The organism is Actinoplanes auranticolor, assembly GCF_018332655.1.
Taxonomy (GTDB): domain Bacteria; phylum Actinomycetota; class Actinomycetes; order Mycobacteriales; family Micromonosporaceae; genus Actinoplanes; species Actinoplanes auranticolor.
Window position 1 is genome coordinate 159,843 of sequence record NZ_BOQL01000024.1, and the last position, 15,356, is coordinate 175,198.

The window sequence follows — 15,356 nt, forward strand, 5'->3', positions numbered from 1 at the left end:
CTCGCCGAGGACAATGGCTTCCATGAACGCCAGCGATGACGGCACGATGACGGCGGACGGCCGCTACCTCGTCGTCTCCGGCCGCCGGCGGCAGGCCGCCGACCCCGCCATCCCCGAGCCGCTCCGCCGGGAACTGGTGAGCGAGTTGACGGCAGCCCGTCGGCTCCTCGGCGACGACCCGGACGCGGCCCGCCCCCGGGTGCGGGATGCCGAGGTGGCGCTGGCCGAACGAGGCGATCCCTGGTGGGAACCGACGCCCGACGGCCGGCGTGCGCGGCTGGCTGCCGCAATGCGCGCACTGTTGCGGCACCGCCGCCCCGATGCGACCATCTGCCCCAGCGATGCGGCCCGGGCCGTTGGCGGGGCGGAGTGGCGTGACCTGATGGGCACCGCGCGGGAGGTGGCCGCCGAGCTGGCCACAGCGGGAATCATCGCCGTTCGCCAGCACGGCGCCGACGTCGACGTGGCGACCGCGGCCGGGCCTGTCCGCCTGGCCCGGGGGCCTGACTGGTCAGGCTGACCGTCGCGGTCAGGACGGCTGCGGCAGGTGCTGCGCGATCTCCCACATGGTGCCGGCCGGGTCGGCGAAGGCGGCGGTCCGGCGGCCCCACGGGCGGTCGACCGGGCCGTTGAGGATGGTGACACCGTGCTGCTGGAGCTCCTCGCATACGGCGTCGGCATCATCGACCTGGATGGTGATCAGCAGGCGGGCGCCGTTCTCCGGGGTGCCCACCGGCTGCGGCTCGATGAGCGTTCCGGCCCGGTCGGCGCGGAGGACATTGATCATCAGGTTGTCCAGCCGGACCACGGCCGACGCCTCGTCCGCGTAGACGACCTCGAGCCCGAAGACGTTCTCGTAGAACGCCCGCGTGGCGGCGAGATCCTCGGCGAACACCGTGATGACCTCGATCTTGCTCAGTCCCTTGATCACGCGCCAGTTCCTTCTCCCCCGATCGATCACGCGGCGCCTGCCGCCTGGCGGGACAGTAGCGGAACCCGGGCGTCCCGGCCGCCCCGCCGGAGGCCGGCTGCTACTCGACGTGCTCCCGGTAGCGTTCCAGGGTCTCGGTGAGGACCTCCCGGCCCGGACGGGACCAGACGTCCTCGGCGAAGACCTCCACCTCGACCGGTCCCGCGTACCCCGCCGCGTCCACCGCCTCCCGGAAACGGCGCAGCTCCACGCAGCCCGTACCGGGCAGCCCCCGGCCCAGCAGCACGCCGGCCGGCAGCGGCGTCACCCAGTCGGCCACCTGGAAACAGGCGATCCGCTGCTCGCGGCCGGCCCGGGCGATCAGCTCCCACACCGCGTCGTCCCACCACAGGTGGTACGTGTCCACCACGACCCCGACCGCCTCCGCCGGGTACGGCCCCGCCAGGTCCAGCGCCTGCCCGAGGGTGGACACGACGCAGCGGTCGGAGGCGTACATCGGGTGCAGCGGCTCGATCGCCAGCTGCACGCCCGCGTCCAGCGCGTACGGGACCAGCGTGCCGATCGCCTCGCCAACGTGGGCCCGGGCCGCGTCGATGTCCCGGCTGTCCTCGGGCAGGCCACCGGAGACCAGCACCAGCGCCGGGGCGCCCAGGGTGGCCGCCTCGTCGATCGCGCGCTTGTTCTCGTCCTGCCAGCCGTCCTGCTGGAAGAAGCCGCCCCGGCACAGCGACGTGACGGCCAGCCCGGCGTCGCGGACCAGCGCCGCCGCCTTCTCGACGCCGTACGCCTGGACGTCCTCGCGCCACAGGCCGACGCCGGTCACGCCGGCCTCGACGCAGCCGGCGACCAGGTCGGGAAGCGGCCAGTGCTTGGTCGTCGCCTGGTTCAGGGAGAAGCGCTTCACGGCTGCGCCACCCCCACGGTCGTGAGCCAGGCCCGGGCCCGGTGGGCCGCGAGGTCAGCGTCGGGCAGCAGCCCGGCGGCATCGGCCAGCCGCAGCAGCTGCGCCAGGTGCCGCGGGGAGCGACCGCTCTGCACGCCACCGACCATCGTGAAGTGGTCCTGGTGGCCGGCCAGCCAGGACAGGAACACGATGCCCGTTTTGTAGTACCAGGTCGGGGTCTCGAAGAGGTGCCGGGACAGGGTCACGGTCGGGGCCAGGATGCGGTCGTAGAGCTCGAGGTCGCCCGCGTCCAGGGCCCGCAGCGCCGCCGCGGCCGGGGGTGCGATCGCGGCGAAGACACCCAGCAGCGCCTCGGAGTGGCCCTGCTCGTCGCCGCGGATCAGCACCGGGTAGTTGAAGTCGTCGCCGGTGTAGAGGCGTACGCCGGCCGGGAGCCGCCGCCGCATCGCCACCTCGAAGTCCTCGTCCAGCAGCGACAGTTTGATCCCGTCGACCTTGCCGGGGTGCGCGGCGATCAGCTCGGCCACCGTGTCGGCGGCCCGGCCCTGCTCGCCGGCTCCCCAGTAGCCGGCGAGCAGGGGGTCGAAGGCCGGGCCGAGCCAGTGCAGCACCACCGGCTGGTCGGAGTCGTCGATCAGCTGGCCGTAGACGTCCAGGTATTCCTGGGCCGTCCGGGCCGCGGCGGCCAGGTGCCGGCTGCACATCAGCACCGGGACGGCGCCGGCTTCCTGCACGTCGGCCAGCTGTTCGCCGTACGCCTTGCGGATCTCGTCCAGGGTGGCCGGGCCGGGCGCGAGCTGGTCGGTGGCGACACCGGCGACGACCGTGCCGCCCACCGCCGCCGCCTCGCGGGCCGAGCGGCGGATCAGCTCGCGGGCCGCCGGATAGTCCAGGCCCATGCCGCGCTGCGCGGTGTCCATCGCCTCGGCCACGCCGAAGCCGTGCGCCCAGAGGTGCCGCCGGAAGGCCAGCGTGGCGTCCCAGTCCACCGCGGGCGGTGCACCCGGCACGTTCTCGGCGGCGGGATCGGCCACGACGTGGGCGGCGGCGTAGGCAACCCGGCTGGTGAACGGCGCCCCGGGCGTGGCCCACTCGGCGCCCGCGCCGGACAGGGTCAGCGGCCCGTCCGGCAAGTGCAGCAACCGGGTCACTGCTCCAGCTCCGGGATCTCGATGCGGCGGCCCTCGCGGGCCGACTGCAGGCCGAGCTCGGCCAGCTGCACGCCGCGCGCCCCGGCCCACAGGTCCCAGGTGTACGGAGTGTCCTCGGCGACGTGGCGCAGGAACATCTCCCATTGCGCCTTGAAGCCGTTGTCGAACTCCTCGTTGTCCGGCACCTCCTGCCACTGGTCGCGGAAGGAGTGGGTCAGCGGCAGGTCGGGGTTCCACACCGGCTTCGGTGTGGTGGCCCGGTGCTGGATCCGGCAGTTGCGCAGGCCCGCCACGGCGCTGCCCTCGGTGCCGTCCACCTGGAACTCGACCAGCTCGTCGCGGTTGACCCGGACGGCCCAGGAGGAGTTGATCTGCGCGACCACACCCCCGTCGAGCTCGAAGATCCCGTACGCGGAGTCGTCGGCGGTGGCCTCGTACGGCTCGCCGCGCTCGTCCCAGCGCTGCGGGATGTGCGTGGTGACGTGCGCGGTGACCGCCCGGACCGGGGCGAACAGCTGCTCCAGCACGTAGTGCCAGTGCGGGAACATGTCCACCACGATGCCGCCGCCGTCCGCGGCCCGGTAGTTCCAGCTCGGACGCTGGGCGGCCTGCCAGTCCCCCTCGAAGACCCAGTAGCCGAACTCGCCGCGGATCGACAGGATCCGGCCGAAGAAGCCACCGCTGATCAGCCGTTCCAGCTTGCGCAGGCCGGGCAGGAACAGCTTGTCCTGCACCACGCCGTGCTTGACCCCGGCCGCGTCCGCCGAGCGGGCCAGCTCGATCGCGCCGTGCAGCGTGGTGGCCAGCGGCTTCTCGGTGTAGATGTGCTTGCCGGCCTCGATGGCCAGCCCGATGGCCTTCTCCCGCTCGCTGGTCACCTGGGCGTCGAAGTAGATCTGCATGTCGGGGCGGGCCAGCGCCGCGCCCAGATCGGTGGTCCACTCGGTCAGGCCGTGCCGGGTGGCCACGTCCCGCAGCTTGGCCTCGCTACGGCCGACCAGCAGCAGCTCCGGCCAGAGCACGGAGCCGTCGCGCAGCGGCAGGCCGCCGCTCTCCCGGATGGCGAGCAGGGAACGCACCAGGTGCTGGCGATAGCCCATCCTTCCGGTGACACCGTTCATGACGATCCCGATCGGGACGCGAGCGGACATGGGCCGACCCCCTAGGTAAGCGCTTTCCCGGCAGGTTACCGGCGCGCGGACACTCCAGGCAAGCGGTTGCTCCGGGCCGCTGATGGACTAGTGTTCTCTTCCGTGGCGACTCTCGCGGACGTCGCGCGGCGGGCGGGGGTCTCGACCGCGACCGTGTCCCGCATCATCAACAACAGCCCCAAGCCGGTCGCCGAGGCACTGCGCGAGCGCGTCCTCGCGGCCGTCGCCGAGCTCCAGTTCGTGCCCAACGCCAACGCGCAGCAGCTGGCCCGGGCCGACCGCACCGCCGTCGGCGTGATCGTGCACGACGTCTCGGACCCGTACTTCGCCGAGATCACCCGCGGCCTGCAGCGGGTGGCCACCGACCACGGCCGGCTGGTCATCATCTGCAACAGCTACCGCGATCCGGAACGCGAGCTCGCCTACGTCGACCTGCTGCACGCCCACCAGACCGCCGCGATCGTGCTGGCCGGCTCGGGTTACGTCGACGCGCCGATCACCGCCCGGCTGGACGGCAAGCTGCGGCTCTACCAGAGCACCGGCGGCCGGGTCTCGGTGATCGGCCGGCACGAGCACGCCGGTGACGCCGTCGTTCCGGAGAACGAGCCTGGCGGCTACCTGGCCGGTGACGCGCTCTACCGGCTCGGGCACACCGCCGTCGGGGTCATCGCCGGGCCGCGGCACCTGACCACCACCACCGACCGTCTCGCCGGGCTGCGCCGGGCGGCCAAGGAGCACGGGCACCGGCTGGGCGCCAAGCAGGTGGTCTACGCCGACTTCGACCGCAACGGCGGCGCGGCGGCGGCCGCGACCCTGCTGGAGCAGAACCCGGGACTGACCGCCATCGCCGCGCTGAACGACTCCATGGCCGTGGGGGCGCTGGCCTGCCTGCGGGAACGGGGCATCGACGTCCCCGGGCAGGTGAGCCTGATCGGCTTCGACGACATGCCGATCTCGGTCGATGTGACGCCGCCGCTGAGCACCGTACGGCTGCCGCTGGAGGAGATCGGCGTCCGCGCCATGTCGCTGGCCTTGCGCGACGGCGACCGGGAGGGTCCGCTGGTGGAGCACGCGGCGGCGAAGCTGGTGCTGCGGGGCAGCACCGCCGCCCCGCCCGCGCGTTAGGCGGCCAGCTGGGCCACGTGCCGCGCGTCGACGTCCTCGGTGACACCGCAGTTCGTGCACTGCATGTAGTAGCGGGCCGGGCGCACCGGGAACAGCGGGATGAAGAAGAGGCTGAACTTGGTGGTGCGCTTGATCAGCACCTGGGCCACGGTGGCACCGCAGTAGGCGTGCAGCAGGGTGGGGGCCGCGATCCGGCGGTCCGAGGACTTGAATCCGAAGATGAGGAACACGCGATGACGGTACCCAGCCACCGCGAGCCCACACCCGGACGACGCCCCGCGCTGGACACGCTGCGCATCGCCGTCGTGCTCGGCCTGGTGTTCTTCCACGCCGCCCTGGTCTTCGACGCGAGCGACGACTTCTACGTCAAGAACGCCGAGGATGCCGAGACGACCACCGTGCTGGCCGGGCTGGGCGTGGTCTGGGCGATGCCGTTGCTGTTCGTCGTCGCCGGGATCGGCGCCCGGCACTCGCTGCGCAAGCGCGGCCCGCGGGGCTTCGCCGTCGAGCGGCTGCTGCGCCTGGGTGTGCCGCTGGTCTTCGCCACGCTGACCATCGTTCCGGTGCCGCAGTGGCTGCGGTCGACGCCGCCTCCGGCGCGGCCGGGCGGGCCGTCGTCGCGTTCGGGGCCGGCGCGCCCGGCTTCATCGCGGAGGACGCCGTCATCGTGGCTGTGTCGTTCATCCTGACGTTCGGGCGTACGACATCCTGGTCCGGCGGACCGGATCACCCGGTTCTTGTTCGGTATGCGCCCGGAGAGGACGTGACGATGCGCGTCGAGATCGAGAGTGACACCCCGCTGTGGTTCGGTCCTGGGGAGCCGGTGCGGGCCGCCTCGGCCATCGCGGCCTTCGGCGACGGCTGGCTCGTCGCTCAGGACGACGCCACGCACGCCGCCTGGGTGCGGCCCGGCGGGGTCACGGCGATCCGGGTGATCGCCGCGGTGGACGGCCACGAGACCTTCAGCTCGGCCGAGGGCACCAAGCACCTGAAACCGGACTTCGAGGCGGCGGTGACCGTCGATGGCGGCGTGCTGCTGCTCGGCTCCGGCTCCACCGCCGCCCGGATGCGCGCCTCCCTCGTCGCGGAGCCGGGGGTCTTCACCACCGCCGGCCTCACGGCCGCGTACCACCGGGTCGCCGCGGCGCTCGACATCCGGCCGGACCAGCTCAACCTCGAGGGCGCCGCCCGCATCGGCGACCGGCTGCGCTGGTTCCAGCGGGGTAACTCGGCGACCGGCGTGCCCTCCGCGTCGGTCGACGTCAACCTGTCCGCGCTCGTCGCCGCGGAACCGGCCGAGGTGAGCGGTCCGCGCCGGTATGACCTCGGGGCGGTCGGTGGGGTGGCGCTGGCCGTCACCGACGCGGTGGCCCTGCCGGACGGCCGGATGCTGGTGTCCGCCGCCGCGGAGGACACCCCGAACGCGGTCGACGACGGTCCGGTGGTCGGAGCCGCGATCGCCCTGCTGGACGACGAGCGGGTGCTCGCGGTCGCCCCGGTGCCCGGCGGGCCGCACAAGATCGAGGGCCTGGCCGTGCGCACGGCCGGGCCGGACGGGGCCGGGCTGATCGCGGTCGTCGACGCCGACGACCCGCTCGCCGCCTCGAGCCGGCTCGACCTCCGGATCACCTGGTGAGGTTCAGCGCGGCGCAGTGATGTTCAGCGCGGCGCAACGAGGGAAGCAGGAAGACATGGCAACGATTTTGGTGACCGGATCCAGCGACGGCATCGGACGGCAGACGGCGAGCACGCTCGCGGCGGACGGGCACCGGGTGGTCCTGCACGCCCGCAACGAGGAACGCGCCGCGCAGGCCCTGGCATCGGTGCCGCAGGCCGCCGCCGTCCTGCGCGGCGACCTGACCTCCCTGGCCGAGACGCGGGAGCTGGCCGAGCAGGCGGCGGCGGTCGGCCCGTACGACGTGGTGATCCACAACGCCGGGGTGGGCGGGGGCCAGGACGCACCGGTCCGCACCGGGGACGGCCTGGAACGCATCTTCCAGGTCAACGTGCTGGCGCCGTACGTGCTGACCGCCCTGATCCCCTGGCCGGCGCGGCTGGTCTACCTGACCTCCGGGCTCGAGTCCGGCGGCGAGCCTCGCCTCGACGACCTGCAGTGGCAGAGCCGCAGCTGGGACGGCATGCAGGCGTACAGCGACTCCAAGCTCTACGACGTGATGCTCGCCTTCGCGGTGGCCCGGCGCCGGCCGCAGACCCTGAGCAACGCCGTCGACCCCGGCTGGATCCGTACCCGGATGGGCGGGCCCGGCGCGACCGACGATCTGCCCGCCGGCGCCGAGACGCAGATCTGGCTGGCCACCAGCGACGAGCCGGCGGCCATGGTCACCGGCCGCTACTTCAAGCGCCGCCGGGACCTGCGGGCCAACCCCGCGGCCTACCGCGAGGAGCTGCAGGAGGAGTTGCTGGCCACCTGCGCGGAGCTGTCCGGGGTCAAGCTGCCGGAATGAGCGGGGCATCCGGCCGCCCGGACGAGCGGGTCCGGGCGCGGTGACGGAGAATCATCGACCATGAGTGATCAAGCCGCCGCCCGGGTCCGCGACCTCGACATCGTCGTCTACGGCGCCACCGGTTTCGTCGGTGAGCTGGTGGCCGCCCACCTGGCCGCCCATGCTCCCGCCGGCACCCGGATCGCCCTGGCCGGACGGTCGGCCGAGCGGCTGGAGGCGGTCCGGTCCCGGCTGGACGTCGACTGGCCGCTGCTGGTGGCCGACTCGCTCGACGTCCCCGCCGTCGAGCGGCTCGCCGCCGCCGCGCACGTCGTGATCACCACCGTCGGCCCGTACGCCAGGTACGGCCGTGCCCTGGCGCGCGCCTGCGCCGCGGCCGGCACCGACTACGTCGACCTGACCGGCGAGGTCATCTTCGCCCGGGCCAGTGCCGACGAGAACCACGAGCTGGCCCGCTCGACCGGCGCCCGGATCGTGCACTCCTGCGGTTTCGACTCGATCCCCTCGGACCTCGGGGTGCACGTGCTGTGGCAGCGGGTGCGGGCCGACGGCGCGGGTGAGCTCACCGACACCACTCTCGTGGTCACCAGCATCCGCGCCGGGATCAGCGGCGGCACCATCGACTCGATGCGCAACCAGCTGGACGTGGTCCGCCGGGACAAGGAGCTGCGGCGGCTGGTCGCCAGTCCGTACTCGCTGAGCCCGGCCCGGGACCGGGAGCCGGACCTGGGCCGGCAGGAGGACATGGTGCTGCTGCGCGGCTCGGAGGTCGACCCGTCGCTGCGCGGCAGCCTGGGCCCGTTCGTGATGGCGTCCTACAACTCCCGGGTGGTGCGGCGCAGCAACGCCCTGCGGGGCCACGCGTACGGGCGCGCGTTCCGCTACCGGGAGGCGATGAGCACCGGCACCTCGCCGCTGTCCCCGGTGATCGCCGCCGCCACCAAGGTCGGTCTCGGTGCACTGGTGGTCGGCCTGTCGGTGCCGCCGACCCGGTTCCTGCTGGACCGGATCCTGCCCAAGCCCGGCGACGGGCCGGACGAGCAGACCCGCAAGCGGGGGCACTTCACCATGGACCTGTTCACCACGACCAGCACCGGTGCGCGCTACACGGCCCGGTTCCGGGCCCAAGGTGACCCGGGCTACCAGGCCACCGCGGTCATGCTCGGCGAGTCGGCGCTGGCCCTGGTGCTGGACCGGGCCGAGCTGCCGCAGTCCGAGGGCGGTGTGCTGACGCCGGCCACCGGGATCGGTGACGCGCTGGTCAAGCGGCTGCGGGCGACGGGCATGGAGATCGCCGCCCGTCCGCTCGGCGATTGAGTACTGTCCGATTCAGGTACTCGGGGTCGCTCCGGAGGCCCGGCCGGGGTTAGCGTCCCGGGATCGCCCGCAACGCCGCGTGGAGATCCCGGAGGCGCAGAGTGGCCCTGAATCCCATCTGTCGCCATCGCTCTGGTGCTGGCGGCGGTCACGCCCGCCGGTGCCCAGCCGACCCCGACGCCCCCGGCGGGCTCGGCCCGGACCGCTCCCGTTCCGCCCGCGATCCCCGGCACCTGCGCCGCTGACCCGCCGGTCCCGCCTCCGCAGCACCGGGGGCGGGACCGGCCCGGGCGGGATGCATCGTCCACTGTCCGGCAAAATCGCCAAGTCGGCCCGCGCACCGGCCGACGAAAGTGATAGTGAGGGCATGACCACGGTGATCGCCTCGGCCCAGCCTGCCCGCGGACGGCGGACCTTCGCCGACCTCAGCGTCAACGTGAAGGTGCTCGCCGCGGTGGCGGTCGCGTCCCTGGTGGCCGTGATCGTCGGCATCAACGGCATCCGCTCGCTCAGCGACGCCAGCCACGCCGCGCAGCACATCTACACGAGCAACGTGGCCGGCGTCGGGGCCGTGGGCGACATGCAGGCGGCGGTCTCGCAGGCTCGATCGGACCTGGCCAACCAGGCGCTGGCGCTCGACCCCGCCACGACCGCCAAGTTCGGCGACGCCTTCAACAAGGACGTCGAAGCCTTCGGTGCGGCGCTGGCGGCCTACCGAGCGAGCAATCCGGACGGGGATCCGGCGCTGGTCGCCAAGGTCGAATCGACTTTCGGGGCGTATGTCAAGATCGCGCGGGAGGAGATGCTGCCGGCCGGGGCCAGGAACGACATCGTGACCTGGAACAAGCTGCGCGACACCAAGACGCTTCCGTTGCTGACCCCGATCTACCAGGACGTGGCGACGCTGGACAGCATGGAGGTGGCCGACGCGGCGAAGAGCGCGGCCGCGGCCAGGTCCGATTACCAGTCCAGCCGGATGATCGCCATCATCGAGCTGGTTGTGGGCGTCCTGCTCGCCCTCGCCCTGGGCGCGCTGGTGGCCCGCCGCCTCGTCCAGGCCCTGACCAAGGTCAAGGCCGTGTGCGAAGCTCTCGCGGCCGGTGACCTGACCCGGACCTCCGGACTGACCTCGCGCGACGAGCCGGGCCAGATGGGCCGGGCGCTCGACGCCGCCGTGGGCCGGCTGCGCCAGACGGTGACCACGATCGACGGCTCGGCGGCCTCCCTGGCCAGCGCCTCGGAGCAGATGACCGGCACAGCGACGCAGATCGCCGCCTCGGCGGAGGAGACCTCGACGCAGGCGCTGGCCGTGTCCGCCGCGGCCGAGCAGGTCTCCCGCAGTGTCGACACCGTGTCGGCCGGCAGCGAGGAGATGGGCGCGTCGATCCGGGAGATCTCCCAGAACGCCACCGAGGCCGCCCGGGTCGCCGAGGAGGCGGTCAGCGTCACCGCGGCGACCTCGGCCACCATGGGCAAGCTGGGCGAATCCTCGGCCGAGATCGGCAACGTCATCAAGGTCATCACCTCGATCGCCGAGCAGACCAACCTGCTGGCGCTGAACGCGACCATCGAGGCGGCTCGGGCCGGTGAGATGGGTAAGGGCTTCGCAGTCGTGGCCTCGGAGGTCAAGGATCTGGCTCAGGAGACGGCCCGGGCGACCGAGGACATCTCCCGGCGGGTCCAGGCGATCCAGGCCGACACCAGCGGCGCGGTGCTGGCGATCGAGGAGATCAGCGGGGTGATCTCGCGGATCAGTGACTTCCAGACCACGATCGCCTCGGCTGTCGAGGAGCAGACTGCGACAACGGCGGAGATGAACCGCAGCGTGGCCGAGGCGGCCACCGGCAGCGGCGAGATCGCCCAGAACATCACCGGCGTCGCCGAAGCCGCCCGGCTGACCAGTCAGGGGGTCTCCGAGACGCAGCAGGCAACGGCGGAGATGGCCCGGATGTCGACCGAGCTCAGCAGCCTCGTCGCCACCTTCCGCTACTGAGCAGCGCAGGTCACGCAGGTGGTGGCGAACGGCCGGGCGGCGAGCCGCTCGGCCGGGATCGGCCGGCCGCAGCGTTCGCAGCCGCCGTAGGTGCCGGCCGCCGAGCGGTCCAGCGCGTCGTCGAGATCGGCGATGCGGCGCCGGCCCGCGGCGAGCAGGGCGGTGAGCTGCGCCCGCTCGAAGGCGATGGTGCTGCCCTCCGGGTCGTGCTCGTCGTCGGCGTTCGAGCTGCGGGAGGCCGCGAAGAGCTCGAGCAGTTCCTGGTCGAGCCGCTCCACCTGAGCCCGGGCCTCGGCCCGCAGGTGGCGCAGGGTGTCGTCGCGGTCCATCCCCCGACGATACGTTCCCTGACCGGGCCTAAGCTGCACTGCTGTGGATGACCTCGCGCACGCCCGGGTGCTCCGCGACCAGCTCGGGCCGACGTTCTGCCTGACCTACGTCAAGGACGCCGATGCCGCGACGGCCCTGCGCCGGCTGGGCGGATGCCCGGACACCATCCGCGAACGCACCCCCGCGGAGGTGACCGGGCAGCGACAGTCCGCCGAGGCCGGGTTCGCCCAGGTCGCCGTGGCCCTGGAGCTCGGGGCCTGGTCGGTGGTCATCGAGCCCGGCGGGATCCTCGGGGCCGACCACGGCCTGCTGGAGGTGGCCTCCCGGGGCAGCGCGGCGGTCTCCGTGCTGCGCCACGACGACGCCGCCGCACACTTCGGCTACGCGGTCGACGGCACGACGATCGTCGGCTTCGACCCGGGCTACCCGGCCGAGGAGACGGTCTGGGGCGCCGACCCGGGCATGCTGCGCCATCTCATGGACGCGCTGGGCCTGCGGACGCCGACCGACGAGTACGAGCCCACCTGGCAGGACGCCGAGGCCAGGGCGATCGTGCTGGCCCAGCGGATCACCGGCGCCCGGCTCCCGGACCAGCCCCTGTCGGCCGCCCGGATCTCGGCCGAGCTGGAGCCGTGGTTCGTGACCCCCGCCGCTGCCGGCGACCTGCTGCGCGCCGGCCGCCGCACCCCGCATGCCGCGGAACTGGTCACGGCCGCGGAAGCCGCCGCCCCGCAGCTGCAGCGGTCCGTCGCGGTCGCGGAAGTGCGCCGGCAGGCAGCAGTCCTGGGCCTCGCGGACACCCCCGGCCTCATGTCGGCCATCACATCCGCCGGCGCCGTGACACCGGACTCCCCGCTGGGCAAACAGGTGCGCGAGTGGCTCGCCGCCGGCCGACGAGCGGCGGGCGACTCCGGGCTTTCCCGCTTCCTCGCCGCCCTGCGGGGCGTACGAGACGCGGACCCACAGGTGGCCCTGCTCGCCGCCCTGAAGCCGTACGCGTCGGGCCTGCCCGGTCTCGCGGACGAGCAGGCCCGCACCGCGGTCCTCGCCGCCCTACGCGACCAGGCTCGCTGACCGCCCGCTCAGCCGGGCGGTGATCGCCCGCAGTGCCGCGACGGTCTCCCGGTCGCGTTCCGGGTCGTCCTCGGTCGGCCACGCGCTGCACTTGACGATCACCACGTCGGCGGCCGGGTCGACGAACAGGTACTGCCCGTGCACGCCGAGCCCGGTGTAGGCGCCACCGTCCAGCGTCCACCACTGGTTGGCGTAGCCGTAGTGGTCGTAGCCGCTGGAGCCGAGCGCCCCGATCGCGAGATGGGCCACGTCGCGGACCCCGCTGCGGGCCACCCAGTCGCGGGGGACGATCTGCTCGCCGTCCAGCACACCGTCGTGGGCCATCAGCAGCCCGAGCCGGGCCACGTCCCGCGCCGTCGCGTTGAAGGAGCCGCCGCCGATCGCGGTGCGCGGGCGGGAGCGGGAGAGCCAGTAGTAGGCGTCGCGGTCGGCGCCGATCCGGCTCCACAGGCGGTCGGCGGCGTACCGGGCCAGGGTTTTGCCGGTGGCGGCCTCGAGCACCCAGCCGATGAGCTGGGCGTCGAGGGTGGAGTAGTTGAACCGCTCCCCCGGCGCCCCGGTGCGGCGGGCCGACCGCAGCACGTCCTCGACGCTGCCGCGGCCCAGGCAGGCCTCCTCGAAGCGCTTGATGTCCGTGCCGGGCACGTCCCACTGCTCGATGTCGCCGACGCCGCTGCTCATCGCCAGCAGGTCGGCCAGGGTGGTGGACTCGTAGGCCGTACCGGTGAAGTCGGGCCGGTAGTCGATCACCCGGTCGGTCAGGGCGCCGATCGCGCCGTCGGCCAGGGCGATGCCGACCAGCATCGAGGTCAGCGACTTGGACAGGGAGAAGAGCTGGAAGCGGGCCCGCGGGCCGGCGAAGGCACCGGGGTACGACTCGTGCACGAGTTCGCCACGGTGCAGCACGACGAAGGCCGTGGTGAAGGTCCGGCGGTGCAGGTCGGCCAGGCTCAGCTCGGCGCCGCCGAAGTCGTACGTCACGTCCAGCGGGCGGGACCGGCCCGGCAGCGGCCGGTGCACCGGGCCGCGGGCGACCCGCTCGGTGGGCAGCAGCCAGTTCATGTGGGTGAAGGTCCACTCGTTGAACGGGCGCCGCATGATCAGGTCGCCCTGGCGCTCCCACCAGGAGGAACTCGGCTGAAGGTGATGCGGATCGATGACACTGGTCATAACAGCCCCCGCTGTCCGATCGACGGTGCGTACGCGATACGTAACGCCTCGGACATGACTACGGAGTGGATCGGCGAATCGTTCGGCCCGATCGGATGACTTTTTCCCCGGGTGTCCGGGGCCGGCTCAGCGGGACAGCGGGAGCATCACCCGGGACACGCCGAGCCGGACGCCGACCGTGGTGCCGGCCGGGTAGCGCAGCGTGTGGTCACGCTCGGTGGAGATCAGCACGAGGCCGATCCGGTGCCCGGCCGCGAACACGTGGTCCTGGGTCTGCAGCTTCCAACGGAAGGTGTACGCCTGACCGGCGCGCACCGGCGTGCTGCGGGCGGCGGAGAGCCGGTTGCGCACGTCGAGCCAGCCCCGGCTGACGATCTCCGAGTCGGTGCGCGTGGTCACGTACTCCCGGCGGTTGAAGCAGCCCGGATCCTCCGGGATGCCGGGACCGACGCAGTCCTGCACGGGCAGCGACCGCAGCCCGGCGAAGCGGTCGGCGGGACCGTAGTCGACCAGCAGCGCGGTGAGATAGGGCGAGGGACCGTCCACGTCGGCCCGGATGGTGACCTCGGGCGTGCCGGAGAGGCGGGTCTCGCGGGTCAGCGGCTCGGACAGATAGGCCAACCTGTTCGGATCGGTGGCGAACTCGTCGTCGGCCAGCTGCTCGGCGGTCTGCGCGGGATCGTCGACGAACGACTCGCGGGTGCCGAAGCCCGACGGCGTACGGCTCAGCGTGCCGCCCGCGCCGGGGAACATGGCGGTCGGTCGCGTGCCCGGCACGGGCCAGGACCGCGCGGTCCGCCAGACGGTCGGCGCGACCTCGACGTCGGCCATCGGCTCCCGCATGATCCCGGTGTCGATCCGGTGGAGCCAGAAGTCGAACCAGCGGTGCAGCGTGCTGAGCCACTCGGCCCGCCGGACGTTGAACGGGTCGGTGTGCGCGGCCTGGTGCAGCCAGATCTTGCGCGGCACGTGCCGCTTCGCCAGCGCGTCCCACCACTGCCCGGCCTGCGAGGTGCGCACATTGTTGTCGTGCAGCCCGTGCACCAGCAGCACGCTGGCGCGCACCTTGTCCACGTCGCGCAGGTAGTCACGCTCGGCCCAGAAGCGGTTGTAGTCGCCGGTGACCCGGTCCTGGTCGTGTTCCAGGGCGGCCATGACATCGGCGCAGACCTCAGGACGCTCCCGGGTGAGCACCGCCTTGGCCAGCACGTCGGTGTCCTCACCCTGGAACCCGCCCGGGGCCACGACACCGCCGTTGGCCCGGTAGTAGTCGTACCAGCTGGAGATGGCGGCGATGGGCACGATGGTCTCCAGCCCGCGCACCCCGGTGGCGGCGACGGCGTTGGGCAGCGTGCCGTTGTAGGAAACCCCGATCATGCCGGTGCGCCCGGTCGACCACCCGGCCCGTACGGGCGCCCCGGCCTCGTCGAAGGCGGCGGCCCGCCCGTTGAGCCAGTCCACGACGGCCTTCATGCCGAGCGTCTCGTTGCGCCCGCCCGAGGTGGGACACCCGTCCGACCCGCCGCTGCCCAGGCTGTCGGCGAAGACGACGGCGTACCCGCGGGGCACGAAGTAGTTGTCCAGGTAGCCGGCGAAGGTCACCGTCTCGGCCGCCCGGTCGGCGCCACTGCCCCCGCCGCGGCGCGCGCCGGCGCCGTCGCGGTCGATGTCGTCGTGATTCGGTACGTCGTTGAGCCCGGCGTAGTACGGACTGGCCTGGAAGATCACCGGCACCCGGCGCTCGG

At 73.0% G+C, this 15,356-nt stretch carries 16 protein-coding genes; 8 read left to right on the top strand and 8 right to left on the bottom strand.

Annotation, left to right across the window (positions count from 1 at the left end; all coding sequences use genetic code 11):
• Positions 1 to 22: 22 nt before the first annotated feature.
• Positions 23 to 520: a DUF3253 domain-containing protein gene (locus Aau02nite_RS15155; RefSeq protein WP_212989049.1), complete on the top strand. Its 498-nt coding sequence runs from the start codon at positions 23 to 25 to the stop codon at positions 518 to 520.
• 9 nt (positions 521 to 529) lie between these two features.
• Here the strand turns inward: Aau02nite_RS15155 and Aau02nite_RS15160 are convergent, their stop codons facing one another.
• From Aau02nite_RS15160 to Aau02nite_RS15175, 4 genes are all read right to left on the bottom strand, one after another.
• Positions 530 to 931 (bottom strand): VOC family protein, encoded by a 402-nt coding sequence (locus tag Aau02nite_RS15160; RefSeq protein ID WP_212989050.1) that lies wholly within the window; start codon positions 929 to 931, stop codon positions 530 to 532.
• A 100-nt stretch (positions 932 to 1,031) separates the two neighbouring features.
• The gene (locus Aau02nite_RS15165; protein ID WP_212989051.1) at positions 1,032 to 1,835 is read right to left on the bottom strand and encodes a sugar phosphate isomerase/epimerase family protein; all 804 of its coding nucleotides are present in this window, start codon (positions 1,833 to 1,835) and stop codon (positions 1,032 to 1,034) included.
• Entirely contained in the window at positions 1,832 to 2,977 is a 1,146-nt protein-coding gene (locus tag Aau02nite_RS15170; RefSeq protein ID WP_438841134.1) for a dihydrodipicolinate synthase family protein, read from the bottom strand. The genes Aau02nite_RS15165 and Aau02nite_RS15170 overlap by 4 nt, the downstream gene beginning before the upstream one ends.
• 5 nt (positions 2,978 to 2,982) lie before the next feature.
• The gene (locus tag Aau02nite_RS15175) at positions 2,983 to 4,137 is read right to left on the bottom strand and encodes a Gfo/Idh/MocA family protein (RefSeq protein ID WP_212989053.1); all 1,155 of its coding nucleotides are present in this window, start codon (positions 4,135 to 4,137) and stop codon (positions 2,983 to 2,985) included.
• A 102-nt stretch (positions 4,138 to 4,239) separates the two neighbouring features.
• Here Aau02nite_RS15175 and Aau02nite_RS15180 point away from each other — a divergent pair, with 102 nt between their 5' ends.
• Positions 4,240 to 5,262 carry a LacI family DNA-binding transcriptional regulator gene (locus Aau02nite_RS15180; protein WP_212989054.1) on the top strand — a complete coding sequence of 341 codons (1,023 nt, stop codon included), beginning with the start codon at positions 4,240 to 4,242 and terminating at the stop codon, positions 5,260 to 5,262.
• Here the strand turns inward: Aau02nite_RS15180 and Aau02nite_RS15185 are convergent.
• Complete coding sequence (locus tag Aau02nite_RS15185) at positions 5,259 to 5,492, bottom strand: zinc ribbon domain-containing protein (protein WP_212989055.1); 234 nt, start codon at positions 5,490 to 5,492, stop codon at positions 5,259 to 5,261. The two genes, Aau02nite_RS15180 and Aau02nite_RS15185, sit on opposite strands and share 4 nt — an antisense overlap.
• Positions 5,493 to 5,495: 3 nt before the next feature.
• Between Aau02nite_RS15185 and Aau02nite_RS15190 the strand changes: the two genes are divergently transcribed.
• The 5 genes from Aau02nite_RS15190 to Aau02nite_RS15210 all read left to right on the top strand — a co-directional run bounded on the left by Aau02nite_RS15190 (position 5,496) and on the right by Aau02nite_RS15210 (position 11,037).
• Positions 5,496 to 5,951 carry an acyltransferase family protein gene (locus tag Aau02nite_RS15190; RefSeq protein ID WP_212989056.1) on the top strand — a complete coding sequence of 152 codons (456 nt, stop codon included), beginning with the start codon at positions 5,496 to 5,498 and terminating at the stop codon, positions 5,949 to 5,951.
• An 80-nt stretch (positions 5,952 to 6,031) separates the two neighbouring features.
• The gene (locus Aau02nite_RS15195) at positions 6,032 to 6,898 is read left to right on the top strand and encodes a DUF6910 family protein (RefSeq protein ID WP_212989057.1); all 867 of its coding nucleotides are present in this window, start codon (positions 6,032 to 6,034) and stop codon (positions 6,896 to 6,898) included.
• Between the two features lie 55 nt (positions 6,899 to 6,953).
• Positions 6,954 to 7,727, top strand: coding sequence for an SDR family NAD(P)-dependent oxidoreductase (locus Aau02nite_RS15200; RefSeq protein WP_212989058.1), 774 nt, complete (start codon positions 6,954 to 6,956; stop codon positions 7,725 to 7,727).
• Positions 7,728 to 7,787: 60 nt separating this feature from the next.
• Positions 7,788 to 9,044 (top strand): saccharopine dehydrogenase family protein, encoded by a 1,257-nt coding sequence (locus Aau02nite_RS15205; RefSeq protein ID WP_212989059.1) that lies wholly within the window; start codon positions 7,788 to 7,790, stop codon positions 9,042 to 9,044.
• Positions 9,045 to 9,411: 367 nt separating this feature from the next.
• Positions 9,412 to 11,037: a methyl-accepting chemotaxis protein gene (locus Aau02nite_RS15210; RefSeq protein ID WP_212989060.1), complete on the top strand. Its 1,626-nt coding sequence runs from the start codon at positions 9,412 to 9,414 to the stop codon at positions 11,035 to 11,037.
• Here Aau02nite_RS15210 and Aau02nite_RS15215 read toward each other — a convergent pair.
• Positions 11,031 to 11,366, bottom strand: a complete 336-nt coding sequence (locus Aau02nite_RS15215) for a TraR/DksA family transcriptional regulator (RefSeq protein ID WP_212989061.1) — start codon at positions 11,364 to 11,366, stop codon at positions 11,031 to 11,033. The two genes, Aau02nite_RS15210 and Aau02nite_RS15215, sit on opposite strands and share 7 nt — an antisense overlap.
• A gap of 43 nt (positions 11,367 to 11,409) precedes the next feature.
• Between Aau02nite_RS15215 and Aau02nite_RS15220 the strand changes: the two genes are divergently transcribed.
• Complete coding sequence (locus Aau02nite_RS15220) at positions 11,410 to 12,441, top strand: DUF6461 domain-containing protein (RefSeq protein ID WP_212989062.1); 1,032 nt, start codon at positions 11,410 to 11,412, stop codon at positions 12,439 to 12,441.
• Here Aau02nite_RS15220 and Aau02nite_RS15225 read toward each other — a convergent pair.
• Positions 12,421 to 13,611: a serine hydrolase domain-containing protein gene (locus Aau02nite_RS15225; RefSeq protein ID WP_212989063.1), complete on the bottom strand. Its 1,191-nt coding sequence runs from the start codon at positions 13,609 to 13,611 to the stop codon at positions 12,421 to 12,423. The genes Aau02nite_RS15220 and Aau02nite_RS15225 overlap by 21 nt on opposite strands.
• Before the next feature lie 126 nt (positions 13,612 to 13,737).
• Positions 13,738 to 15,356: Xaa-Pro dipeptidyl-peptidase (locus Aau02nite_RS15230; protein WP_212989064.1), on the bottom strand; the 1,619-nt coding region annotated here is incomplete at its 5' end.

Excerpts from the sequence above, each read along its gene's own strand:
- Aau02nite_RS15155 (WP_212989049.1), top strand. The coding sequence starts at position 23 with ATGAACGCCAGCGATGACGGCACGATGACGGCGGACGGCCGCTACCTC.
- Aau02nite_RS15175 (WP_212989053.1), bottom strand. The coding sequence starts at position 4,137 with ATGTCCGCTCGCGTCCCGATCGGGATCGTCATGAACGGTGTCACCGGA.
- Aau02nite_RS15190 (WP_212989056.1), top strand. The coding sequence starts at position 5,496 with ATGACGGTACCCAGCCACCGCGAGCCCACACCCGGACGACGCCCCGCG.
- Aau02nite_RS15195 (WP_212989057.1), top strand. The coding sequence starts at position 6,032 with ATGCGCGTCGAGATCGAGAGTGACACCCCGCTGTGGTTCGGTCCTGGG.
- Aau02nite_RS15200 (WP_212989058.1), top strand. The coding sequence starts at position 6,954 with ATGGCAACGATTTTGGTGACCGGATCCAGCGACGGCATCGGACGGCAG.
- Aau02nite_RS15205 (WP_212989059.1), top strand. The coding sequence starts at position 7,788 with ATGAGTGATCAAGCCGCCGCCCGGGTCCGCGACCTCGACATCGTCGTC.
- Aau02nite_RS15210 (WP_212989060.1), top strand. The coding sequence starts at position 9,412 with ATGACCACGGTGATCGCCTCGGCCCAGCCTGCCCGCGGACGGCGGACC.
- Aau02nite_RS15215 (WP_212989061.1), bottom strand. The coding sequence starts at position 11,366 with ATGGACCGCGACGACACCCTGCGCCACCTGCGGGCCGAGGCCCGGGCT.
- Aau02nite_RS15225 (WP_212989063.1), bottom strand. The coding sequence starts at position 13,611 with ATGACCAGTGTCATCGATCCGCATCACCTTCAGCCGAGTTCCTCCTGG.